At 72.7% G+C, this 24,393-nt stretch carries 17 protein-coding genes and 2 pseudogenes; 14 read left to right on the plus strand and 5 right to left on the minus strand.

Annotation, left to right across the window (positions count from 1 at the left end; genetic code table 11):
• The 5 genes and pseudogenes from AB0K09_RS06990 to AB0K09_RS07010 all read left to right on the plus strand — a co-directional run.
• Positions 1–79: pseudogene (locus AB0K09_RS06990) on the plus strand (methyltransferase domain-containing protein); the annotation flags it as partial.
• A pseudogene (gene uvrB / locus AB0K09_RS06995) lies at positions 75–1,643 on the plus strand (excinuclease ABC subunit UvrB); the annotation flags it as partial. The pseudogenes AB0K09_RS06990 and uvrB, both read left to right, overlap by 5 nt.
• Positions 1,644–1,782: 139 nt before the next feature.
• Complete coding sequence (locus AB0K09_RS07000; protein ID WP_366064252.1) at positions 1,783–2,361, plus strand: TerD family protein; 579 nt, start codon at positions 1,783–1,785, stop codon at positions 2,359–2,361.
• 134 nt (positions 2,362–2,495) lie between these two features.
• Positions 2,496–4,508 (plus strand): TerD family protein, encoded by a 2,013-nt coding sequence (locus AB0K09_RS07005; RefSeq protein WP_366064253.1) that lies wholly within the window; start codon positions 2,496–2,498, stop codon positions 4,506–4,508.
• 156 nt (positions 4,509–4,664) lie between these two features.
• Positions 4,665–5,669: a TerC family protein gene (locus AB0K09_RS07010; protein ID WP_366064254.1), complete on the plus strand. Its 1,005-nt coding sequence runs from the start codon at positions 4,665–4,667 to the stop codon at positions 5,667–5,669.
• An 80-nt stretch (positions 5,670–5,749) separates the two neighbouring features.
• Here the strand turns inward: AB0K09_RS07010 and AB0K09_RS07015 are convergent, their stop codons facing one another.
• From AB0K09_RS07015 to AB0K09_RS07025, 3 genes are all read right to left on the minus strand, one after another.
• Positions 5,750–7,036 (minus strand): MFS transporter, encoded by a 1,287-nt coding sequence (locus AB0K09_RS07015; protein ID WP_366064273.1) that lies wholly within the window; start codon positions 7,034–7,036, stop codon positions 5,750–5,752.
• Positions 7,037–7,220: 184 nt separating this feature from the next.
• The gene (locus AB0K09_RS07020) at positions 7,221–7,877 is read right to left on the minus strand and encodes an MBL fold metallo-hydrolase (protein ID WP_366064255.1); all 657 of its coding nucleotides are present in this window, start codon (positions 7,875–7,877) and stop codon (positions 7,221–7,223) included.
• 10 nt (positions 7,878–7,887) lie between these two features.
• A complete protein-coding gene (locus tag AB0K09_RS07025; RefSeq protein WP_366064256.1) occupies positions 7,888–8,586 on the minus strand; it encodes a maleylpyruvate isomerase family mycothiol-dependent enzyme in 699 nt (232 codons plus the stop codon).
• A gap of 198 nt (positions 8,587–8,784) precedes the next feature.
• Between AB0K09_RS07025 and uvrA the strand changes: the two genes are divergently transcribed.
• Complete coding sequence (gene uvrA / locus AB0K09_RS07030) at positions 8,785–11,733, plus strand: excinuclease ABC subunit UvrA (RefSeq protein ID WP_366064257.1); 2,949 nt, start codon at positions 8,785–8,787, stop codon at positions 11,731–11,733.
• A 34-nt stretch (positions 11,734–11,767) separates the two neighbouring features.
• Here uvrA and AB0K09_RS07035 read toward each other — a convergent pair whose 3' ends face one another.
• The gene (locus tag AB0K09_RS07035; protein WP_366064258.1) at positions 11,768–12,640 is read right to left on the minus strand and encodes a carbohydrate kinase; all 873 of its coding nucleotides are present in this window, start codon (positions 12,638–12,640) and stop codon (positions 11,768–11,770) included.
• Between the two features lie 83 nt (positions 12,641–12,723).
• Between AB0K09_RS07035 and AB0K09_RS07040 the strand changes: the two genes are divergently transcribed.
• The gene (locus AB0K09_RS07040; RefSeq protein ID WP_366064259.1) at positions 12,724–13,146 is read left to right on the plus strand and encodes a Rieske (2Fe-2S) protein; all 423 of its coding nucleotides are present in this window, start codon (positions 12,724–12,726) and stop codon (positions 13,144–13,146) included.
• Positions 13,147–13,198: 52 nt separating this feature from the next.
• Here the strand turns inward: AB0K09_RS07040 and AB0K09_RS07045 are convergent, their stop codons facing one another.
• Positions 13,199–14,137 carry a hypothetical protein gene (locus tag AB0K09_RS07045; protein ID WP_366064260.1) on the minus strand — a complete coding sequence of 313 codons (939 nt, stop codon included), beginning with the start codon at positions 14,135–14,137 and terminating at the stop codon, positions 13,199–13,201.
• 231 nt (positions 14,138–14,368) lie between these two features.
• On the opposite strand from AB0K09_RS07045, the gene AB0K09_RS07050 reads away from it, so the two are divergent.
• The 7 genes from AB0K09_RS07050 (at position 14,369) to AB0K09_RS07080 (ending at position 24,347) form a co-directional block, all read left to right on the plus strand.
• On the plus strand, positions 14,369–15,001 hold the full coding sequence (locus AB0K09_RS07050; RefSeq protein ID WP_366064261.1) for a papain-like cysteine protease family protein: 633 nt from the start codon (positions 14,369–14,371) through the stop codon (positions 14,999–15,001).
• A gap of 4 nt (positions 15,002–15,005) precedes the next feature.
• Positions 15,006–15,863 (plus strand): hypothetical protein, encoded by an 858-nt coding sequence (locus AB0K09_RS07055; protein WP_366064262.1) that lies wholly within the window; start codon positions 15,006–15,008, stop codon positions 15,861–15,863.
• 135 nt (positions 15,864–15,998) lie between these two features.
• Complete coding sequence (gene uvrC, locus AB0K09_RS07060; protein ID WP_366064263.1) at positions 15,999–17,978, plus strand: excinuclease ABC subunit UvrC; 1,980 nt, start codon at positions 15,999–16,001, stop codon at positions 17,976–17,978.
• Between the two features lie 94 nt (positions 17,979–18,072).
• Positions 18,073–19,005 (plus strand): RNase adapter RapZ, encoded by a 933-nt coding sequence (gene rapZ / locus AB0K09_RS07065; protein WP_366064264.1) that lies wholly within the window; start codon positions 18,073–18,075, stop codon positions 19,003–19,005.
• Positions 19,002–20,063, plus strand: coding sequence for a uridine diphosphate-N-acetylglucosamine-binding protein YvcK (gene yvcK / locus AB0K09_RS07070; protein ID WP_366064265.1), 1,062 nt, complete (start codon positions 19,002–19,004; stop codon positions 20,061–20,063). The genes rapZ and yvcK overlap by 4 nt, the downstream gene beginning before the upstream one ends.
• The gene (whiA, locus tag AB0K09_RS07075; RefSeq protein ID WP_366064266.1) at positions 20,054–21,052 is read left to right on the plus strand and encodes a DNA-binding protein WhiA; all 999 of its coding nucleotides are present in this window, start codon (positions 20,054–20,056) and stop codon (positions 21,050–21,052) included. The genes yvcK and whiA overlap by 10 nt, the downstream gene beginning before the upstream one ends.
• A gap of 325 nt (positions 21,053–21,377) precedes the next feature.
• Entirely contained in the window at positions 21,378–24,347 is a 2,970-nt protein-coding gene (locus tag AB0K09_RS07080; RefSeq protein ID WP_366064267.1) for a M14 family zinc carboxypeptidase, read from the plus strand.
• The last annotated feature ends 46 nt before the right edge of the window (positions 24,348–24,393 follow it).

A 24,393-nucleotide genomic window follows, 5' to 3' on the forward strand; every position in this document is an offset into this window, starting at 1 on the left:
CGAGGCCGCCCAGCACTTCCGCGACCTGGACGCCTTCGCGCGGGAGACCGCCCGCGTCCTGAGGCCTGGCGGCCGCCTTCACCCGGGGCACCTTCCGGGTCCGCGGTGACACCATCGAGATCTTCCCGGTCTACGAGGAACTGGCCGTCCGGATCGAGATGTTCGGCGACGAGATCGAGGCGCTGTCCACGCTCCACCCGCTCACCGGCGAGGTCATCTCCGACGACCAGGAGCTCTACGTCTTCCCCGCCAGCCACTACATCGCCGGTGCCGAGCGGATGGAGAAGGCCATCGCGGGCATCGAGCGGGAGCTGGAGGAGCGCCTGGCCCAGCTGGAGAAGCAGGGCAAGCTCCTGGAGGCCCAGCGGCTGCGCATGCGCACCACGTACGACATCGAGATGATGCGCCAGGTCGGCTCCTGCTCCGGCATCGAGAACTATTCGCTGCACATGGACGACCGCGAGCCCGGCTCCCCGCCGAACACCCTGCTGGACTACTTCCCCGAGGACTTCCTGCTCGTCATCGACGAGTCGCACGTCACGGTCCCGCAGATCGGCGCGATGTACGAGGGCGACGCCTCCCGCAAGCGCACCCTGGTCGAGCACGGCTTCCGCCTGCCGTCGGCCATGGACAACCGGCCGCTGAAGTGGGAGGAGTTCACCGAGCGCATCGGGCAGACGGTCTACCTCTCGGCGACTCCCGGCCCGTACGAGCTGTCGCGCTCCGACGGCTTCGTCGAGCAGATCATCCGGCCGACCGGCCTGGTCGACCCCGAGGTGGTCGTCAAGCCCACGGAGGGTCAGATCGACGACCTCGTGCACGAGATCCGCAAGCGGACCGAGAAGGACGAGCGCGTCCTGGTCACCACCCTGACCAAGAAGATGGCCGAGGACCTCACGGACTACTTCCTGGAGCTCGGCATCCAGGTGCGCTATCTGCACAGCGACGTCGACACCCTGCGCCGTGTGGAGCTGCTGCGAGAGCTGCGGGCCGGCGAGTACGACGTCCTGGTCGGCATCAACCTGCTGCGCGAGGGTCTCGACCTGCCCGAGGTGTCCCTGGTGGCCATCCTCGACGCCGACAAGGAGGGTTTCCTCCGGTCGGGCACGTCGCTGATCCAGACCATCGGCCGCGCGGCGCGCAACGTCTCCGGCCAGGTCCATATGTACGCCGACAAGGTCACTCCGGCGATGGAGAAGGCCATCGACGAGACCAACCGCCGCCGCGCGAAGCAGATCGCGTACAACAAGGAGCGCGGCATCGACCCGCAGCCGCTGCGGAAGAAGATCGGCGACATCGTCGCCTCGCTCGCCCGTGAGGAGATCGACACCCAGGAGCTGCTGGGAACGGGCTACCGCAAGACCGACAAGGGCGACAAGGGCGAGAAGGCCGGGGCAGCCGCCCCCGCGGCCGCGGGCGGCAAGGGCAGGTCCAAGGCCAAGGCCGGGAAGGCGGCCAAGGCCGGGGCCGCCGTGCCCACGGACCGTCCCGCCACCGAACTGGCGCAGCTCATCGAGGAGATGACCGACCGTATGCGGGCGGCTGCCGCGGAGCTGCAGTTCGAGGTCGCCGCCCGCCTGCGCGACGAGGTGAGCGAGTTGAAGAAGGAGCTGCGGCAGATGCGGGAGGCCGGCCTGGCCTGACGTGGTGCCGGGCATGTTGCAAGACCGCCACAAACCCCCCTCCGGGTGGGCGGCGGCTGCACGCCAGTGCATAGGGTCGTACGAGCGGGGCCGCGCGACGCGCGGCCACGGGGACGTTCGAAACGAGAAGGGACTGCGCGTGACAGTCAACTTGTCCAAGGGCCAGGGAATCAGCCTGCAGAAGGCCGACGGGGGCACCCTGACCGCGGTGCGGATGGGGCTGGGCTGGCAGGCGGCCCCCCGCCGCGGACTGTTCGGGTCGCGCACCAGGGAGATCGACCTCGACGCTTCGGCGGTGCTCTTCGCCGACAAGCAGCCGGTCGACGTCGCCTTCTTCCAGCAGCTGGTGAGCAAGGACGGCTCGGTGCGTCACACCGGCGACAACCTGGTCGGCGGCGCCGGCCAGGGCGGTGACGACGAGTCGATCCTCGTCGACCTCCAGCGTGTCCCCGTGCACATCAACCAGATCGTCTTCACGGTGAACTCCTTCACCGGCCAGACCTTCGCCGAGGTGCGCAACGCCTTCTGCCGCCTGGTCGACGAGACCACCGGCCAGGAGCTGGCCCGCTACACCCTCGACGGCGGCGGCCCCTACACCGCGCAGATCATGGCCAAGGTGCACCGCGTCGGCAACGGCTGGCAGATGACCGCCATCGGCACTCCGGCCAACGGCCGGACCTTCCAGGACCTGCTGACGGAGATCCAGGCAGTCCTCTGATCAGGTAAAAACGGCGTACGCACGGCACACGAGCGGTGCGGCGCACGCGCGGTACGGCCACGGGCCCGGCGGAGGACGTCCGCCGGGCCCGTGGCGGCGCGGCGAGCGGATGACACGAACGAGGGGGAGCGGCGATGACGGCCGAGCTGGTGCGGGGGCAGAACCACCCGCTGTCCGAGAGCCGGCTGGAGATCCGGGTCACGGCGGACCGGCCGATGGTGGCCGGGGCGACCCTCGGGGACGAGGACGGCAGGATCTCCGACGCCCAGGGGGTCGCGCATCCCGCCGCCCCGCGCCTGCCCGGCCTGGAGGTCTCCCGGCAGGCGGCGGCCGAGCACCGGCTGGCTGTCGACCTGGAGGCCCTGCCGGACGCCGTCCACCGGGTCCACGTCCTCCTCGCGCTGCCGTCCGGTACGGGTGGCCCGGCCTCCTTCGGGGCGACCGCCGCCCCGCACCTGGTCGTGACCGGTCTCGACGGCGCGGAGCTGGTCAGCTACACCGTGACCGGACTCGGCGCGGAGTCGGCGGTCGTGGCGCTCGAGCTGTACCGCAGGCAGAGCGCCTGGAAGGTGCGCGCCGTGGGCCAGGGCTACGCGGGCGGCCTCGCCGCGCTCCTGCACGACCAGGGCCTCGGCGCGGCAGGAGAACTGGCGGCGGAGATCGAGCGGGCCGTGGCCTCGGGCCTGGCCCGTGCGGTCGCCCCGGCGCCGGAGCGGCGCGCCGCCGACGAGAACGCCGCCCGCAGGCTGGCCACGGCCGGCGGAACGCCCGCCGGCCGGCCGGTGGCGGGCGACGCCCCGGCCGGCCGTACCGCTGCCGAGACGCCCGCGCAGGAGCCCGCGGGGCAGGACGCCGCGCAGGATCCCGCGCAGGACCCCGTACCGGCGGCACGGCAGCCCTCGGCGGGCCCCATCAGCTATCAGCACCCGGGCCGCCGCCCCACACCCGCCACGCCGGCCACGCCCGGCGGGCCGGCCGCAACGGACGCCCCTTCCGCGCCGGAGGGGCCGAGCGGGCCCGTGGCCGGCGACGCCACCGGCTGGAGCATGGAGGAGCGGCTCTACAACCAGGTCTGGGGCATGTTCGAGGACCTGGCACGCTCGGCGGCCGCCTACCGCAGCGCGGTCGACTTCGCCGAGTCCCGGTTCGAGCAGGAGCTGGACCGGGTGCTCTCCGACCCGGGCACCCGGGTCGGGCCGGCCGCGGACGCCGTGCGCCAGGGGGCCCGCGCCAAGCGCGCGGAGCTGGTCGACCAGGCGCGCGCCGCCCTCGACCGCGACCTCGCCCAGCTCGTTGCCGAGGCCGAGGTCGTCGAGCACGCCCTGCCGCCCGCCTACGCCCGCTGGGACAGCCCTGTCTGGCACGGCTACCAGATCCCCCTGGAGACGCCGATGGCGCTGCGGCTGGGCGATCTGCACCTGCCCGAGCGCACCGACCTGCGCATCCCCATGCTGGTGCGGCTGCCGCTGCAACGGGGCCTGTGGATCGACAGCGGCCGCGCCGGTCTGGGGCGCGAGGCGGCCGTGCCGGACTCCACGGAGCTGCGCCGTCTCGCCGTCGAGTGCGCCGTCGCGCACGCCGTGCGGCTGCTGGCCGTCCACCCCGTCGGCGACTACGGCCTGCACGTCATCGACCCGGCCGGATCGGCCGGCGCCGCCCTGGCGCCGCTGCTGGAGCCCGGTGCCCTCCGTGAGCCGCCGGCGGCGGGGGCCCGGGGCGTGACCGAGACGCTGGAGCAGCTGACGCGCCGCGTCGACCTCGTGCAGATGGCCGTGCGCAACGGAGCGCTCGACTCGCTGCCGCCCGACCTCGACACGGCCCAGCAGCTGCTCGTCGTCAACGACTTCCCGCACGGCTTCGACGACCGTTCCGTCACCCAGCTGCGCTACCTCGCCGACGAGGGGCCGTCGGTGGGGGTCCATCTGATGATGGTCGCCGACCGGGAGGACGCGCGGGCGTACGGGCCCGTCCTCGATCCGCTGTGGCGCGCCCTGCTGCGCGTCACGCCGGTGCCCGACGACCACCTCGCCGATCCCTGGGTGGGGCACGCCTGGACGTACGAGCCGGCGCTGGTGCCCGCGGGCAGCGAGGTGCTGCGTCAGGTGCTGCGGCAAGTGGGGCAGGCACGGCGGGCGTACGGGATCTGACGGGCCGGCAGAGGCCGGGCCGGGGATCGCCGCGGGGGCGCCGACCAGGGCACTTGGTAATCCCTTTACCGGTTCTTGGTTCTTCCTGTACTCTCGTGGGAGACGACGCTCAACGTTGGCGTACGCAGCGCCGCCGCACGAGAGGCCGGAGGACCGGTGGACGTTTCCCTGACCCTGTGGACCCTGACCATCGTCGGCTTGTGCGCCCTCATCGCCGCCGACTTCTTCATCGGCGGCCGCAAGCCGCACGAGGTCTCCCTCAAGGAAGCGGGGATCTGGACGGCGGTCTGGATTGTGCTGGCCGGGCTCTTCGGGCTCGGTCTGCTCGTCTTCGGCGGCGGGCAGCCGGCCGGGGAGTTCTTCGCCGGATTCATCACCGAGAAGTCGCTGAGCGTCGACAACCTCTTCGTCTTCGTGCTGATCATGGCGAAGTTCGCGGTGCCGTCCGTCTACCAGCAGCGGGTGCTGATGGTCGGTGTGCTCATCGCGCTGGTCCTGCGGGCCGGCTTCATCGCCGCCGGAGCGGCGATCATCGCCAACTTCTCCTGGATCTTCTACCTGTTCGGCGCCTTCCTCATCTGGACCGCCTGGAAGCTCATCCAGGAGGCGCGGGCCGACGAGGTGGACGAGGCCTACGAGGAGAACCGCTTCCTGAAGGCGATCGAGCGGCGCTTCCCCTCCACCGACCGCTATCACGGCACCCGGCTCTTCATCGCCGAGAACGGCCGGCGGCTGATGACGCCGATGCTGGTCGTCATGCTCGCGATCGGCACCACGGACGTGCTCTTCGCCCTCGACTCCATACCGGCGATCTTCGGCCTCACCCAGGACCCGTACATCGTCTTCACCGCCAACGCCTTCGCGCTGATGGGCCTCCGGCAGCTGTACTTCCTGATAGGCGGCCTGCTGCGCAAGCTGGTGCACCTGTCGTACGGGCTCTCGGTCATCCTCGGCTTCATCGGCGTCAAGCTCGTGCTGCACGCCCTGCACGAGAGCGGCGTGGCCGTGCCCGAGATCAGCATCCCGGTCTCGCTCGGCGTCATCTGCGTGGTCCTGGTCGTCACGACCCTCACCAGCCTGCGCGCCTCCCGCAAGGAGGAGCAGGCCGCGCAGGCGTCAAAGGCGGCCGGCGAACGGGAGTCGGAGAGCGCCCGCCGCTGACGGCCGGTCCGGAGGGCACGGGCCGGCGGCCGAGCGGGGGGGCAGGCAAGCGGCGGGCACGTGGTCAGGTGGGCACGTGGTCAGGCGGGCGCGGCGTCCGGGGCCGCCGGCCGGGCGGCCGGCGAGGGGCGGGTTTCCGGGAGCAGCAGGAAACAGCCCAGGCTGAGCACGGCGACGGCGGTCAGATAGACGGCGACCGCCCAGGGCGTCCCGTCGCCGCGGGCCAGCGCGGTGGCGACCAGCGGGGTCACGGCGCCGCCCAGCACCCCCGCCAGGTTGTAGCCGACGGCCGCGCCCGTACAGCGGATCCGGGGCTCGTACAGCTCGGGCAGGTACGCGCCGACGACGGCGAAGGCGGTGGTGAAGGCCAGCATGGCCACGCCGAAGCCCAGCAGCATCAGCCCCGGGCGTCCGGTGCGCAGCAGACCGATCAGCGGGAACATCCACAGCGCCAGGGCGGCGCAGCCGGCCAGGCACAGCGGGCGGCGCCCCATGCGGTCGGCGAACAGGGCCACCAGCGGGGTGGCCGCGCCGGAGGCGGCGACCGCGACCATGATGCAGCCCAGCATCATCGTCCGGTCCAGGCCCAGGCGTTCGGTGCCGTACGAGAGGGACCAGGTGGTGATCGTGTAGAAGAGCGAGTAACCGACCGACAGGCCGCCGGCGGTGAGCAGGAGCAGCCGCCAGTGGCGGCGCAGGACCTCGACGAGCGGCAGGGACGCGCGGTCCTCCTTCTCGGCCAGCTCGCGGAAGGCCGGGGTCTCGGCGAGCTGCGCGCGCAACAACAGCCCGGCCAGGGCCAGTACGCCCGCGGCCCAGAAGGGCACCCGCCAGCCCCAGGAGAGGAACTCCGCGTCGGAGAGGGTGGCCGACAGGGTGAGGGTGATGCCGTTGGCGAGGACGAAGCCGACGGACGGGCCGACCTGGGGGAAGCTCGTCCACAGCACGCGGCGGTGCGCGGGGGCGTGCTCGGCGGTGAGCAGCACCGCGCCGCCCCATTCGCCGCCCAGGCCGAGGCCCTGGAGGAAGCGCAGTACCAGGAGGAGCAGAGGGGCGCCGATGCCGAGGCGCGCGTAGGTGGGCACCAGGCCCACCGCGACGGTCGCGAGGCCGGTCAGCAGCAGGGAGGCGATGAGGACGGGCCGCCTGCCGTGCCGGTCGCCGATGTGCCCGAAGAGGACGGAGCCCAGGGGGCGGGCGATGAAGCCGACGCCGAACGTGCCGAACGCGGCGAGCGTGCCGAGGAGGGGGGAGACAGTGGGGAAGAACAGCGGGCCGAGCACGAGCGCCGCCGCGGTGCCGTAGGCGAAGAAGTCGTAGAACTCGATCGCGGTGCCCGCCAGGGAGGCCGCCGCGAGCCGGAGCATGGCGGGGGGCCCGGCCGGGGTGGGATCACGGTGCATGTACTGCCCAACTTCCCCGGGAGGTCCTGGGTACGGGGGTCGCGGGGCGTACGGAGGCGTTGGCGGGGGCGCACCGGAATCCGGTCGTCCGCCGGGTGTGACGGACGGGTGCGACCCCCGCCGGCCGGGGTGCCGGAGGGTCGGCCGTCTACCAGCCGCGCTCGCGCCACTCCGCCAGGTGCGGGCGCTCGGCGCCCAGGGTGGTGTCGTTGCCGTGGCCGGGGTAGACCCAGGTCTCGTCGGAGAGCTCGCCGAAGATCTTGGTCTCCACGTCGTCGATCAGGCGCGCGAAGGCCTCGGGGTCCTTGTGGGTGTTGCCCACGCCGCCCGGGAAGAGGCAGTCGCCCGTGAAGACGTGCGCGTGGCCGTGCGGGTCGTCGTAGACCAGCGCGATGCTGCCCGGCGTGTGCCCGACCAGGTGGCGCGCGGTGAGTTCGACGCGGCCGACGCGGATCGTGTCGCCGTCCTCGACGAGCACGTCGGTGGGCACGGGGATGCCCTCGGCGTCGAAGCGGCCCGCGTAGGTGCGGGCGCCGGTGGCGTCCACGACCTCACGCAGGGCGTTCCAGTGGTCCTGGTGCCGGTGGGTGGTGACGACGGAGGCGATGCCGCTGTCACCGATCAGGTTGAGCAGCGTCCGCGGCTCGGCGGCGGCGTCGATGAGCAGCTGCTCGTCCGTCGCGCGACAACGCAGCAGATAGGCGTTGTTGTCCATCGGGCCGACGGCGACCTTGGAGATCATCAAGTCGGTCAACTCGTGTACGTCGGCGGGTCCGCCGACCTTCACCGCTCCGGTGTACGTCATGATCTCCACCCTATAGCGGGGGCAGCGCGGGCAGCGGTCCGCCGGCGCGTTCCAGCGCCGCGCCGTCGCGCCGGCCGGCGAGCCAGCCCATCAGCTCGGCGGCGGGCCCGGAGACGACCAGGGGCTCGCCCTCCGCGCGGCCGCTGCGCCACTGGGCTCCCCCGGGCCCGTCCGCGGTCGCGACCAGCCGCAGCGCCGGGACGCCCGGGTTGCCGGAGAAGCGGTCCGCGAGGAAGTCGATCTCGCGCGCGACGAAGTCGTCCGCGAGGTCCTCCAGCTCGTAGCCGATCCCGAGGTCGACGTGGTGCACCTCGATCTCGACCAGGCGCCGGAAGGGCACGCGCGCGGCCACGTCGGTCACACCGTTGCGCAGGGTGACCGTGCGGGTCCAGTCGGCCGGGGCGGCGGCCGTGTCCTCGAAGCGGGCGGCGCTTTCCCGCAGGTCGGCGAGGTGCACGTGCAGGGGGCGGGGCGCGTCGCGCTCGATGTCGGCGTCGCGGGCCTCGGCGCTGACGTACATGGGCCGGCCGGTCAGCACGTTCACCAGGGCGTCCGCGTTGCGGGCCAGGTGGGCGAGGAGGTGCCCGCGGCTCCAGCCGGGCAGCCGTGACGGCTCGGCGAGAGCCGCGTTGTCCAGCTTGCCGACCGCGGCGAGCAGCCGCTCGGTCGCCGCCTGCAAGGAGGCCAGGTCACGCACGTGATCAATCATGCGGCCGACGATAGTCGCGCCACTCGTCCGGGTGAAGCTGTCACACTCCGCCCGTAAATCGAATGTGCGTGCTATATGGTCGTGGGTGGCATCTCGTACGCCATCCGTGTGTCCGACGCTCCCCGTACCCTGGGTCGAGGGGCGCGGCCCAGCCCCCGAGCTGTTTCGGGCCGACTCTCAAGAAAGGTGCCGACCGGCGTGACAGACCGTCTCATCGTCCGTGGCGCTCGCGAGCACAACCTCAAGAACGTCTCGCTCGACCTTCCGCGTGACTCCCTCATCGTCTTCACGGGTCTCTCGGGCTCGGGCAAGTCCTCCCTCGCGTTCGACACGATCTTCGCCGAGGGGCAGCGCCGCTACGTCGAGTCGCTCTCCTCCTACGCCCGCCAGTTCCTGGGCCAGATGGACAAGCCCGACGTCGACTTCATCGAGGGCCTGTCCCCGGCCGTCTCCATCGACCAGAAGTCGACCTCGCGCAACCCGCGCTCGACGGTCGGCACCATCACCGAGGTCTACGACTACCTCCGTCTGCTCTTCGCCCGGATCGGCAAGCCGCACTGCCCCGAGTGCGCGCGCCCCATCTCCCGGCAGTCGCCGCAGGCGATCGTGGACAGGGTGCTGGAGCTGCCCGAGGGCAGCCGCTTCCAGGTGCTCTCGCCGCTGGTGCGCGAGCGCAAGGGCGAGTTCGTCGACCTCTTCTCCGACCTCCAGACCAAGGGCTACAGCCGGGCCCGGGTCGACGGCGAGACGATCCAGCTCTCCGACCCGCCCAAGCTCAAGAAGCAGGAGAAGCACACCATCGAGGTGGTCGTCGACCGCCTCACCGTCAAGGAGAGCGCCAAGCGCCGGCTGACCGACTCGGTCGAGACCGCGCTGGGCCTGTCCGGCGGCATGGTCATCCTCGACTTCGTCGACCTCGCCGAGGACGACCCGGAGCGTGAGCGGATGTACTCCGAGCACCTCTACTGCCCGTACGACGACCTGTCCTTCGAGGAGCTGGAGCCGCGCTCCTTCTCCTTCAACTCGCCGTTCGGCGCCTGCCCCGACTGCACCGGCATCGGCACCCGCATGGAGGTCGACCCCGAGCTGATCGTCCCCGACCCGGACAAGTCGCTGGACGAGGGCGCCATCAGCCCCTGGTCGCACGGCCACACCAAGGACTACTTCAACCGCCTGGTCGGCGCCCTCGCCGACGAGCTCGGCTTCCGCACCGACATCCCCTGGGCCGGCCTGCCGCAGCGCGCCCGGAAGGCCCTGCTGAACGGCCACCGCACCCAGATCGAGGTCCGCTACCGCAACCGCTACGGCCGTGAGCGCGCCTACACCACCTCCTTCGAGGGCGCCGTGCCGTTCGTCAAGCGGCGCCACTCCGAGGCCGAGAGCGACGCCAGCCGCGAGCGCTTCGAGGGCTACATGCGGGAGGTCCCCTGCCCGACCTGCGAGGGCACCCGGCTCAAGCCGATCGTCCTCGCGGTCACCGTGCAGGGCCGCTCCATCGCCGAGGTCTCCGCGATGTCCATCAGCGAGTGCGCCGACTTCCTCCGCGGCATGACGCTGACCGGCCGCGAGAAGAAGATCGCCGAGCGGGTCCTCAAGGAGGTCAACGAGCGGCTGCGCTTCCTCGTCGACGTCGGCCTGGACTACCTCTCGCTCAACCGCGCCGCCGGCACGCTCTCCGGCGGCGAGGCCCAGCGCATCCGCCTCGCCACCCAGATCGGCTCCGGCCTGGTCGGCGTGCTCTACGTGCTGGACGAGCCCTCCATCGGCCTGCACCAGCGCGACAACCACCGCCTCATCGAGACGCTCGTCCGCCTGCGCGACATGGGCAACACGCTCATCGTCGTCGAGCACGACGAGGACACCATCAAGGTCGCCGACTGGGTCGTCGACATCGGCCCCGGCGCCGGCGAGCACGGCGGCAAGGTCGTCCACAGCGGCCCCCTGAAGGAGCTGCTGCGCACCGAGTCCTCGATGACCGGGCAGTACCTGTCCGGCAAGCGGTCCATCGCCATCCCCGCCGCCCGCCGGCCCACCGACGGCGAGCGACAGCTCGTGGTGCGCGGCGCCCGCGAGAACAACCTCCAGGACATCGACGTCTCCTTCCCGCTCGGGGTGCTCACCGCCGTCACCGGCGTCTCCGGATCCGGGAAGTCGACACTGGTCAACGACATCCTCTACACACACCTCGCGCGCGAGCTCCAGGGCGCCCGCACGGTGCCCGGGCGGCACACCCGCGTCGACGGCGACGACCTCGTCGACAAGGTCGTCCACGTCGACCAGTCGCCCATCGGCCGCACGCCGCGCTCCAACCCGGCCACGTACACGGGCGTCTTCGACCACATCCGCAAGCTCTTCGCGGAGACGATGGAGGCGAAGGTCCGCGGCTACCTGCCGGGCCGCTTCTCCTTCAACGTCAAGGGCGGCCGCTGCGAGAACTGCTCCGGCGACGGCACCATCAAGATCGAGATGAACTTCCTGCCGGACGTGTACGTGCCGTGCGAGGTCTGCCACGGCGCGCGCTACAACCGGGAGACGCTGGAGGTCCACTACAAGGGCAAGTCGATCGCCGAAGTGCTGGACATGCCGATCGAGGAGGCGCTCGACTTCTTCGAGGCCGTACCGACGATCGCGCGCCATCTGCGCACGCTCACCGAGGTCGGCCTGGGCTACGTCCGCCTCGGGCAGTCGGCGCCCACGCTCTCCGGCGGCGAGGCGCAGCGCGTCAAGCTCGCCAGCGAGCTGCAGAAGCGCTCCACCGGACGGACGGTCTACGTCCTCGACGAGCCGACCACCGGTCTGCACTTCGAGGACATCAGCAAGCTGATCTCCGTCCTGTCGGGCCTGGTCGACAAGGGCAACACGGTCATCGTCATCGAGCACAACCTCGACGTGATCAAGACGGCCGACTGGGTCATCGACATGGGTCCCGAGGGCGGCTCCGGCGGCGGTCTCGTGGTCGCCGAGGGCACGCCGGAGGAGGTCGCTGCGATCCCCGCGAGCCACACCGGCAAGTTCCTGCGGGAGATGCTGGGGGAGCGCGTCAGCGACGCGCCTCCGGCGCGGGCCAGGAAGAAGGCGCCGGCGAAGAAGACGGCGACCGCGAAGACCCCCGCCAAGAAGACGGCGGCGCGGGCCCGCCGGGCCTGAGACCGGTCGTCGAACGCCGGACGGGCTGATTCCGTCAGCCCGTCCGGCGTTCGGCACATGCCTCCGCCGCCACCTTCGCGGCGAACGCGAGGACGTCCCGCCAGCCGGCCTCGTCCAGCGAGGCCAAGGGGACGGACGACAACCGGTGCAGCAGCGCGGCGTTGACCGCGTCGCCCGCCCCGATCGTGTCCGGCAGACAGACCGGTTCGGCCGGCACCGCGTACGTCGCCCCGGCGCGGGTGTGGACCGTGAGGCCGTCCGCGCCGTGGGTCATGACGACCGCCGACGGGCCTGCCGCCAGCCACTCCCCGGCGGAGCCGCCGAGCCACCGGGCGTCCTCGCGGGACAGCTTCAGCAGCGAGACGTACGGGAGCCAGGAGCGGAAGCGCGCCCGGTAGGCGTCCGGGTCGGGGATGAGGCCGGGGCGGACGTTCGGGTCGAGGAGCGTGAACAGGCCCCGGCCTGACTCCCGGCGCAGCAGCGCCTCGTACGCGCTCGCGCCCGGTTCCAGCACCAGCGAGCAGGTGCCCAGGCACAGGGCGCGGGCCTCCTCCGGCAGGGCGCCGGGGAGGGCGAAGAGCCGGTCCGCGGTGCCGTCCGCGTAGAAGCCGTAGCGGGCGGAGCCGTCGGGGCCGACGTTCGCGACCGCGAGCGTCGTCGGTTCCCCGCCGCGCTGCACCAGCGAGACGTCGACGCCCGCCTCCCGCAGCCCGTCCAGCAGCGCCTCGCCGAACGCGTCCGTCGAGACGCGGGAGCAGAAGGCCGCCGGCGAGCCCAGCCGGCCGAGGGCCACGGCGGTGTTGTAGGGGCCGCCGCCGCGCCGGGGCAGCAGGGCCGGCAGACCGCCGTCACCGCCCTCCCCACCGGCCACCAGGTCGATCAACGCTTCACCGGCCACGACGATCACGAGGGCGAGTCCTTTCCGCTGCGGGAGCCCCAGTATCGTCGGTGCGACAGCACCGCCCGCACCGTCGTACCACCGGAGCACCCATGACCAGCCAGCCCGCATCCCGCCGTACCGTGCTCCTCCGCGGAGCAGCACTGGCCGGCGCAGCCGGGCTCGGGGCCGCGGCGTGCGACGGGGCGGGGGCCAAGGGTTCCGCCACGCCCACCGCGCCGGTGGACCTCGGGGCGGCCGGTGACGTGCCGGTGGGCGGTGCCAAGCTCTACCGCGAGCAGAAGCTGGTCGTCGTGCAGCCCGCGAAGGGGCGGTACAAGGCGTTCAGCGCGGTGTGCACGCACGCCGGCTGCGTCGTGGACAAGGTCGAGGGCGACGAGATCAGCTGCCCCTGCCACGGCAGCAGGTTCGACGCGAAGACGGGCAAGGTGCTCCAGGGCCCGGCGGGCGCGCCGCTGCCGGAGGTGCCGGTGAAGGAGACCGGCGGCAAGCTGGTCGCCGGCCCGGACGCCTGAAAGGCCCCGCTCACGACCTGAGAGGCCCCGCTCACGGCCTGAAAGGTCCCGCTCACGACCAGTCCCAGGTGATCCCCAGCAGCCCCGGCCGCACCCCCTGCTCCACCAGGTGCACCCCCCGGTGCCGGCCGGTGAGGGTCAGCTCCTGCCGGCCGCAGCGCGGGGCCGCCGCCGACGCCTGGGTGAAGCTGCGGCAGCGCACCGGCAGGGCGGCCTCGTCGAAGCGGACCTGAAGGACGTACTGGCCGCCCGCGAAGCTGAAGCCGCGCACGTACTCGGTGCTGGGGCCGCCCGTGCCGTCGTCGAAGCGGTAGCCGAAGACGTAGGTGTCGCCGGCCCGCAGCCGCGCGTCGAAGAGCAGTTCGGCGACGAGCACGGCGGCCGCCGTGTGCCAGCGCACACGCCCCAGACGGCAGTTCTCGGTGGCCGAGACGACCACCCGCTCCGGGGTGCAGCCCGCGTCGCCGTGGTGGATCGCGAGGTAGCGGTCCACGCCGTCGCGGTGCGCGCGCACGACGTGCTGGGAGTCGCGCACGAGCAGCCGGCGGTCGGCCCCGATGTGGACCCGTTCCAGGTGGCAGACCGTGTGCAGCCCGCCGTCCGCGGGCGTCTCCAGCTCGGCCAGCAGCTGCTCGACGGCATGGGCCTCCTCGACCAGGGAGCGGAACGAGCGCGCGGCCGGCCGCTCGGTCTCCGTACGCCCGGCCGGTTCCAGCAGCCGTGTCAGGGCGTGCGCCGGCAGGTCCAGGACCTCCTCCAGCACCCGCACGGCCCGTAAGGACTCCGCGCGGGTGGGCCGGCGGGCACCCTGCTGCCAGTAACTCAGGCTGGTCACGCCCACGTTCACGCCCCGCTGGGCGAGCCGGTGCCGGACGCGGTGCAGCGCGAGCCCGCGGACGGCCAGGGCCGTGCGCAGGGCCAGGTGGAACGGGCCGGTGCGCAGTACCTGGGCCAGTTCGGCCTCGGTGGCGCGGTCGCCGGTGCGTGCCATCGTCGTCCGCTCCTCGTGTGAATATTCACGAACGCTTGACGAGACCCCGGGTGCCGGGAGTGCGGCATTCCACCTCGACGGGCACCGGCCGTTCACAGCCGGCGCCCCGCGTTCACACCGCTGTCCCACGGCGTATTGAAGCTGGTTGACCGGGTCCCGACAACATCCGATGCTCCTCACACGCGTCCGGACGCGTTCCTCCACCACAACCCCCCTTCACGGGAGGAACGCATGACCCGTGCCTCGGCATCGGCGACGACCGGCAGGACCGGTCCACGCGGCAGACGGCTCTCCGTCGCCGCGGCTCTCGCCGCCGCGCTGCTCGTCGCCGTCCCCACCACGGCGTCCGCGGCCGGCGGTCCGTCCGACCAGCCCGCTCTGCGTGCGGCGAAGCGGCTGGACATCACCATGCAGGCGCAGCAGAAGAACAACTGGTGCTGGGCGGCCTCCGGGAACACCATCGCCACGTTCCTCGGCCGCAACTACAGCCAGAACCAGTTCTGCAACGCCGCCTTCAACCGGCAGCAGGGCACGACCTGCCCCAACAACCAGGCGACGCTGGGGAACGTGCAGAACGCCTTCGACTGGGCCGGCATCAACCACGGCTCGTACGTGAGCGGCTGGCTGCGCTACTCGACCGTCAAGAACGAGATCGACCACGGCCGGCCGGTCGAGACCCGCATCGAGTGGGCCTCCGGCGGCGGCCACATGCACGTCGTCTACGGCTACGACGACGCCAACACCTGGGTCTACTGGGGCGACCCCTGGCCGTCCAACGACCGCTACAACTGGGCGGCCCACAGCTGGTACGTCAGCAACGACGAGTTCTCCTGGACGCACTCGCTCTACGGGATCGGGGCGTGACGTCATGACCGACCGGACGTACTCCCACCGGAACCCGACCCGCGCGGCGGCCGCCGGCGCGCTCGCGGCGGGGCTGCTGTCGCTGGCCCCGCTCGCGCACGCCGCACAGCCTCCGGCGGCGGCCCCCACCCCGCCGCCGGCCTCCGGGATCGCCGCCGCCCGTGCGGCGGCCGCGGCCCCCTCGAACCTCGACGTGCTCGCCCGCTTCTTCGCCCGGGACGGCGCGATCGCCCGGGAACGGGCACACCCGAGGATCGAGGGCGCCACGGTGCCCGTCTACACCCTCTCCCCGGAGTTCGTGGCGGGCAGGGCGGGCGCGCCCGTCGCCCGGCTGGACTTCCTGGCCAGCACGGCCGTCTCCGCGGACGGCCGGAAGGCGTCGGTGTGGACGGCCCCCGCCGGCGGCGGCTGGAAGGTCGTCAACATCGCCACCGGCGACGACGAGACCCGCTACGCGGCCGAGGGCGCGCACAAGCTGGACGGCGGAACCGTCTTCCGCGAGCCGCAGATCGACGCCTGGTACGTCCAGCGCGGCGACCGTGTGCTGCCGCTCGACGCGGACGCCGTCCGCGCGATCGGCGAGCACGGCACCACGGTCGACGCCTACCGGGAACGGGTCCACAAGGCCTACGGCGACAAGCTGCCCGGCTCCGCGTACGACGGGAAGGGCCTGGCCGGCGGCTACGACGAGCGGTCCGGCGGCACGGACGCGGCGGACCGGACCGCGGCGGCCCCGGCCCCCGCCCGCACCGCGCACGACGACGGCTCGCCGGCCGTCGCCACCGCCGCGGGCGGCGCCGCCGCCCTGGCCCTCGGCCTGGGCGTCGTGGCCGTCCGCAGGCACCGGCGCACGCACCACTGAACCACCCCCCATCGCTCCGGCCCCGGCAGCCACCCCTGCCGGGGCCGGAGCCGTGCCCGGGCCGCACCGGGAGGGTGGTTTCCGGCCGGCGGCCGGACCATGGAGTTGTCAGTGCCCGCAAGTAGGGTGTGTGACATGGCCGACCCCAGCAGCTACCGACCCAAGCCGGGACAGATCCCCGACTCGCCGGGGGTCTACAGATTCCGGGACGAGCACGGCCGGGTGATCTACGTCGGGAAGGCGAAGAGCCTGCGCCAGCGGCTCTCCTCGTACTTCCAGGACCTCGCCGGCCTGCACCCGCGCACCCGCACCATGGTCACCACCGCCTCCTCCGTGGAGTGGACCGTGGTCTCCACCGAGGTCGAGGCGCTGCAGCTCGAGTACTCCTGGATCAAGGAGTACGACCCGCGCTTCAACGTGAAGTACCGCGACGACAAGAGCTACCCCTCCCTCGCCGTCACCCTGGGCGAGGAGTTCCCGCGCGTGCAGGTCATGCGCGGGCCGAAGAAGAAGGGCGTGCGCTACTTCGGCCCGTACGCCCACGCGTGGGCCATCCGCGAGACCGTCGACCTGATGCTGCGGGTCTTCCCCGTGCGCACCTGCTCGGCCGGGGTGTTCAAGCGCTCCGCCCAGATCGGCCGCCCCTGTCTGCTCGGCTACATCGGCAAGTGCTCGGCCCCCTGCGTCGGCCGCGTCAGCCCCGAGGAGCACCGCGAACTGGCCGAGGAGTTCTGCGACTTCATGGCCGGCCGTACCGGCGCGTACATCCGGCGCCTGGAGCGGCAGATGCACGAGGCCGCCGAGGAGATGGAGTACGAGCGGGCCGCCCGGCTGCGCGACGACATAGAGGCGCTCAAGCGCGCCATGGAGAAGAACGCCGTCGTCCTCGCCGACGCCACCGACGCCGACCTCATCGCCGTCGCCGAGGACGAACTCGAGGCGGCCGTGCAGATCTTCCACGTGCGCGGCGGCCGGGTGCGCGGCCAGCGCGGCTGGGTGACGGACAAGGTCGAGGCCGTCGACACCGCCGGCCTCGTCGAGCACGCCCTCCAGCAGCTCTACGGGGAGGAGCGCGGCGACGCCGTGCCCAAGGAGGTCCTCGTCCCCGCCCTGCCCGAGCCGGTCGACCCCGTCCAGCAGTGGCTCTCCGACCGCCGCGGCGCCCGCGTCGACCTGCGCATCCCGCAGCGCGGCGACAAGAAGGACCTGATGGCCACGGTCCAGCGCAACGCCCAGCAGGCCCTCGTCCTGCACAAGACCAAGCGCGCCTCCGACCTGACCACCCGCTCGCGCGCGCTGGAGGAGATCGCCGAGGCCCTCGGGCTGGACTCCGCGCCGCTGCGCATCGAGTGCTTCGACATCTCCCACCTCCAGGGCCAGGACGTGGTGGCGTCCATGGTCGTCTTCGAGGACGGGCTGCCCCGCAAGAGCGAGTACCGGCGCTTCCAGATCAAGACCTTCGAGGGGCAGGACGACGTCCGCTCGATGCACGAGGTCGTCGGCCGGCGCTTCCGCCGCTATCTGCAGGAGAAGCAGAAGGAGGGGGAGTGGTCGGAGGAGAACTCCGTCGAGGTCGAGGGCGGCCGCCTCGACGACGACGGCCGGCCCAGGCGCTTCGCCTACCCGCCGCAGCTCGTCGTCGTCGACGGCGGTGCGCCGCAGGTCGCGGCCGCCGGGCGGGCGCTGGCGGAGCTCGGCGTCACCGATGTGGCCGTCTGCGGCCTGGCCAAGCGCCTGGAGGAGGTCTGGCTGCCCGGCGAGGACGATCCGGTGATCCTCCCGCGCACCAGTGAGGGCCTGTACCTGCTCCAGCGCGTCCGTGACGAGGCGCACCGGTTCGCGATCACCTACCAGCGGGGCAAGCGCGCCAGGACCATGAAGGCGAGCCCGCTCGACACGGTGCCGGGGCTGGGCCAGACCCGCAAGCAGGCCCTGCTGAAGCACTTCGGCTCCCTCAAACGGCTGCGCGCCGCAACTGTCGAACAGATTTGCGAGACGCCGGGCATCGGGCGCAAGACGGCCGAGACCGTCGCCGCCGCTCTCGCCGCCGCGGCACCGCCCGCCCCGGCCGTCAACATGGCCACGGGCGAGATCATGGACGACGCGGAGGAATGATGGAGGCCGTACGCGTCACGGCAGCACGGTCCAGACCGCAGTATGGAAGAACGGACGGCGCCGGCGGCGCCGCCGGCAGAACGGGGGAAACGGCATGAACGGCATCGAACGGGACGGAGCACAGGTGAGTACGGGCACGACGGCGGATGTGACCGGCGAGACGGCGGGCATCCCCGAGCTGGTGATCATCTCCGGCATGTCGGGGGCGGGCCGCAGCACCGCCGCGAAGTGTCTGGAGGACCTCGGCTGGTTCGTCGTGGACAACCTGCCGCCGGCCCTCATCCCCACCATGGTCGACCTCGGCGCCCGCTCGCAGGGCAATGTCGCCCGCATCGCCGTCGTCGTCGACGTGCGCGGCCGCCGCTTCTTCGACAACCTGCGCGAGTCCCTCGCGGACCTGGCCGCCAAGAAGGTCAAGCGCCGGGTGATCTTCCTGGAGGCGTCCGACGACGCCCTCGTGCGCCGCTTCGAGTCGGTGCGCCGCCCGCACCCGCTGCAGGGCTCCGGCCGCATCGTCGACGGCATCGCGGCCGAGCGGGACCTGCTGCGCGAGCTGCGCGGCGACGCCGACCTGGTCATCGACACCTCCAGCCTCAACGTCCACGAGCTGCGCGCCAAGATGGACGCCCAGTTCGCCGGCGAGGAGGAGCCGGAGCTGCGGGCCACGGTGATGTCCTTCGGCTACAAGTACGGCCTGCCGGTCGACGCCGACCTCGTCGTCGACTGCCGCTTCCTGCCCAACCCGCACTGGGTCCCCGAGCTGCGCCCCTTCACCGGCCTCAACGAGGAGGTCTCGGGGTACGTCTTCAACCAGCCGGGCGCCAAGGAGTTCCTCGACCGCTACACCGAGCTGCTCCAGCTGATCGCCGCCGGCTACCGCCGCGAGGGCAAGCGCTACGTGACGATCGCGGTCGGCTGCACCGGCGGCAAGCACCGTTCCGTCGCGATGTCCGAGAAGCTCGCCCACCGCCTCGTCTCCGAGGGCGTCGAGACCGTCGTCGTCCACCGGGACATGGGGCGCGAGTGACCGGCCGTTCCTTCCGGCTGCGCCGCGTGCGCCGGCTCGTCCCCGGCGGCCCGCAGGGTGCCGCCGCCCGCGCGGGCCGGCCGCACCGCCGCGCGCAGCCCAAGGTCGTCGCGCTCGGCGGCGGCCGCGGCCTGTCCGCCTCGCTCGCCGCGCTGCGCCGGATCACCGGTGACCTGACGGCCGTGGTGACCGTCGCCGACGACGGCGGCTCCAGCGGCCGGCTCCGCGACGAGCTGGGCGTGCTGCCCCCCGGCGACCTCCGCAAGGCGCTCGCCGCCCTCTGCGGCGACGACGACTGGGGCCGCACCTGGTCCCGCGTCGTCCAGCACCGCTTCGTCAGCCGCGGCGAGCTGCACGGCCATGCCGTCGGCAACCTGCTGATCGTGGCCCTCTGGGAGCAGCTCGGCGATCACGTCCAGGCCCTCGACCTGGTCGGCAAGCTGCTCGGCGCGCACGGCAGGGTGCTGCCCATGTCCGCCGTGCCGCTGGAGCTCCAGGCCCTGGTGCGCGGCCACGACCCGGCCGAGCCCGACACCGTCAGCACCGTCCGGGGCCAGGCCACCGTGGCGCTCACCCCCGGCGAGGTGCAGTCCGTGCACGTCGTCCCGGAGGACCCGCCGGCCGTGCCGGAGGCCGTCGAGGCCGTGCTGGACGCCGACTGGGTGGTCCTCGGGCCGGGCTCCTGGTTCTCCTCCGTCATCCCGCACCTGCTGGTGCCCGAGCTGCTCGATGCGCTCCAGCAGACCAAGGCCCGCCGGGTGCTCTCGCTGAACCTTGCGCCGCAGCCGGGTGAAACCGAGGGCTTCTCCCCGCAGCGTCATTTGGAGGTTTTGGCCCGACACGCCCCTAAACTCGCCCTGGACGTGGTGCTGGCCGACGAGGCCGCCGTGCCCGACCGGGATTCCCTCACCGACGCCGCCAAGCGGCTCGGCGCCGCGGTCGAGCTGGCGCCGGTGGCCGCCGACGGCAAGGGTGCCCCGACGCACGACCCGGAGCTGCTGGCCGCCGCGTACGACCGTATTTTTCGGATGCATGGAAGGATCGGCCCATGGCGATGACGGCAGCGGTGAAGGACGAAATCTCCCGGCTCCCCGTCACCCGGACCTGCTGCCGGAAAGCGGAGGTCTCGGCCATCCTGCGGTTCGCGGGCGGACTGCACCTGGTCAGCGGGCGCATCGTGATCGAGGCGGAGCTGGACACCGGGATCGCGGCCCGGCGGCTGCGGAAGGACATCCTGGAGATCTTCGGGCACGCCTCCGACCTGGTGGTGATGGCCCCCGGCGGGCTGCGCCGGGGCAGCCGGTACGTGGTGCGGGTGGTGGCGGGCGGTGACCAGCTGGCGCGCCAGACCGGCCTGGTCGACGGCCGCGGCCGGCCGATCCGCGGCCTGCCCCCGCAGGTCGTCTCCGGAGCCACCTGCGACGCCGAGGCCGCCTGGCGGGGCGCCTTCCTCGCCCACGGCTCGCTCACCGAGCCCGGCCGCTCGTCCTCCCTAGAGGTGACCTGCCCGGGCCCCGAGGCGGCCCTGGCCCTGGTCGGCGCGGCCCGCAGACTGCAGATCGCGGCCAAGGCGCGCGAGGTCCGCGGAGTGGACCGCGTCGTCGTCCGGGACGGTGACGCGATCGGCGCGCTGTTGACGCGCCTCGGTGCGCACGAGTCCGTCCTGGCGTGGGAGGAGCGGCGCATGCGCCGCGAGGTGCGCGCCACGGCCAACCGCCTGGCCAACTTCGACGACGCCAACCTGCGCCGGTCGGCGCGCGCCGCGGTGGCCGCGGGGGCGCGGGTGCAGCGGGCGCTCGAGATTCTGGGCGAGGAGGTGCCCGAGCACCTCGCGGCGGCCGGGCGGCTGCGGATGGAGCACAAGCAGGCGTCGCTGGAGGAGCTCGGCGCGCTCGCCGACCCGCCGCTGACGAAGGACGCGGTCGCCGGACGGATCCGGCGCCTCCTGGCCATGGCCGACAAGCGGGCCCAGGACCTCGGCATTCCGGGCACGGAGTCGAATCTCTCGGAGCTGACGGAGGAAATGGCCGAGGGGATGGTGGGGTAGCGGCCACCCGACGCGGTTGTGGGCAGTCGTGCCGCAGGGCGGCACGGGTGGGCACAACCGGACCGCCGGTCCGCACCGATCGAACCCACCTGCCCGCGCTTTGGGCGGGCGCCCGCCTGCCCGGTGCGGACCGTGGGTGGGTTGTGCCCACCCTCCCCCCTTGCCTGAACGGCATGGGAGGTACCCCATCGCCCCGGCGGAACGACTGCCCACAACCGGGTGCGGGCCGCAGGCCGCAGGCCGAAACGCGTCGTTGACATGGCCACGCGCCCCCACCAGCCTGGCCCCCGTGCACTGACGTGGCAGTCAACCGCAAGGGGGGCTCATGAGACGCAGGGCGAGATCGGTTCTCGCAGCGGCTTCGCTGGTGATCGGCGGGCTCGCCGCCGCACCCTTCGCGCACGCACAACCGGTTCCGGGCCCCGCCCCGGGCGGCGGCGACGCACTGACCGTCTGGACCGCCGACGTCACCGCCGAGCAGGTCCCGCTCCTGCTCGAGGCAGGCGTCGACGGCACCGAACTCACAGCCCGGCCGGACGGCCGCACGGCGGTGCCCGTCGAGCTCTACCTCACCGGCACGCAGGCCGCCGGACTCCGTCGGCAAGGCTTACCGCTCGCCGAGAAGAAGCTCACCCCGCGCGCCCGCGAGCGGCTCCGCGCCGCCGGAGACGGGGTCTTCCGCCCGTACAGCGGCAGGAACGGGCTCCAGCAGGAGATCACCGACACGGCCCGCGCCCACCCCGGGCTCACCAAGGTCGTCAGCATCGGGAAGACCACGCGCGGCCAGGACATCCTCGCGCTCAAGCTCTCCCGCGACGCGCGCAAGGTGCCCGACGGGGCCCGGCCCGCCGTGCTCTACATGTCCAACCAGCACGCCCGCGAGTGGATCACCCCCGAGATGACCCGGCGGCTGATGCACCGCTTCCTCGACGGCTACGGCAAGGACGAGCGGATCACGAAGATCGTGGACCGCACCGAGCTGTGGTTCGTGCTCTCCGCCAACCCCGACGGCTACGACTACACCTTCCAGAGCCCCGCCACCCGCCTGTGGCGCAAGAACCTGCGCGACAACAACGGCGACGGGAAGATCACCCCGGGCGACGGCGTCGACCTCAACCGCAACTTCCCCTACAAATGGGGCTACGACAACGAGGGCTCCTCGCCCAACCCGGCCTCCGAGACCTACCGCGGCCCGGGCCCCGCCTCCGAGCCGGAGACCCGCGCCCTCGACGCGTTCGAGAAGCGCCACCGCTTCGCCTACGCCGTCAATTACCACTCGGCCGCCGAACTCCTGCTCTACGGCGTCGGCTGGCAGGTCGCCACGCACACCCCGGACGACGTCCTCTACAAGGCCCTCGCCGGCACCCCGGAGAAGTCGGCCGTCCCCGGCTACCGCCCGGAGCTGTCCTCCGAGCTCTACACCACCAACGGCGAGGCCGACGGCCACGCGGGCAACGTCAACGGGACGATGATGTTCACCCCGGAGATGTCGACCTGCCAGACCGCCTCCCGGACCGACACCAGCGGCCGCTGGAACCCGGCCGACTGCCCGTCGGTCTTCAGCTTCCCCGACGACGAGAAGCTGATCCAGGCCGAGTTCGCGAAGAACATCCCCTTCGCCCTCTCCGTCGCCGAGACCGCCGGCCACGCGGCCGGCCCCGACCAGCCCGTCTCCTCGGTCGGCATGACCGCCCCGGACTTCACCCCCGACGCCTTCACCACCTCCTACGCGCGCGGCGGCGGACAGACCGTCGCCGTCACCGCGCGCAAGAGCGTCCGCGACAAGCGGCTGAACTACCGCGTCGACGGCGGCCGTCCGCACACCGCGCCCCTGGGGCCCTGGAAGGGCGGCACACGCTACGGCGGCCAGGACAACCTCCGCTTCGACCAGTACCGGGCCACCGTCCCCGCGGCGCGCCCCGGCGCGAAGGTGACGGTCTGGTTCACGGGCCGTACGCGTGCGGGCAGGGCGACCCGGAGCGAGCCGTTCACCTACACCGTCGCCGAACGCCCACGCGCCGACACCCTCGTCGTCGCCGACGAGGGCGGCACGGCCGCGTCCCGGAACGCCGGCGCGTACACCGAGGCCCTCGCCCGTAGCGGGCACCGGGCCGTCGTCTGGGACGTCGCCACACAGGGCACGCCCCACGCGCTCGGCGTCCTCGGCCACTTCAGGACCGTCGTCTGGGCCTCCGGCGCGGGCAAGCCGAGCGGCGGCACCATGCTCGCGGTCCGCGACTACCTCAACGAGGGCGGCAGGCTCGTCGCCGCCGGCGAGCAGGCGGGCGGGAACGTCCGCCTCGACGCGGGCAGCACCGACGACTTCAGCCAGTACTACCTGGGCGCGGGCGGACGGCTCTCCCTCGACAAGCCCGCCCGCTTCACCGGCGCCGGCCGCCTCGCGGGCGTCCGGGCCGCGCTGACCGGGACGCCCGACCACGCCCTGCGCACCGCCGGCGCGTACACCGTCACCTCCGACACGCTGCCGCCGGACCGCTTCCCGCAGTTCCGCAGTGCCTCCGCCGGCGACTACCCGGGCGCCCGCTCCCCCTTCCAGCCGTACGAGGGCGACTGGATGGCCGCCGCGCGGCACCAGGACAACGCCTGGATGCGGCTGGCCCGCACGGTCGATCTGACCGGTACCGCCGCCGCCGAACGGCCGACCCTGTCCTTCCGGCTCAGCCACGACACGGAACAGGGCTACGACAACGTCCTGATCGAGGCCCACACCGTCGGCCAGGACGACTGGACCACCCTGCCCGACGCGAACGGCGGCACCACCACCGGCGCCCCCACCGGCTGCGGCGACGGCTCCCTCCTCGCCCAGCACCCCTTCCTGGCCCACTACCTCACGGTGCGTGACGGCGGATGTGTGCCCACGGGCACCACGGGCACCTGGAACCGCTTCACCGGCACCTCCGAGGGCTGGCGGCCCGTCTCCGTCGACCTGAGCGCCTATGCCGGCCGCAAGGCCGAGGTGGTCGTCTCCTACGTCACCGACAGCGGGGTCGGCGGGCGTGGCGCCTTCGTCGACGGCACCGTCGTCACCGCCGGTGGCAAGGAGTTGTCCACGGAGGGCTTCGAAACCTCGCTGGGGCCCTGGGCCGTCCCCGGCCAGCCGGCCGGCAGCCCCGTGAACACCGGCGACTGGGCCCGCTCGCGCGAGCTCTTCCACGCTTCGGCCGCCATTACCACAAGAACCACCGTGCTGCTCGGATTCGGTCTGGAGCACATCACCGATACGGGTGAGCGCACTGCTCTGATGAGCGCCGCTCTGCACGCTCTGAGCGCCTGACAGACGCTCGTACGCCCCCGGGTCCGTGTCCCCCTACCGGGGCACG

The sequence above is a fragment of the Streptomyces sp. NPDC049577 genome (genome assembly GCF_040675635.1).
Classification (GTDB): domain Bacteria; phylum Actinomycetota; class Actinomycetes; order Streptomycetales; family Streptomycetaceae; genus Streptomyces.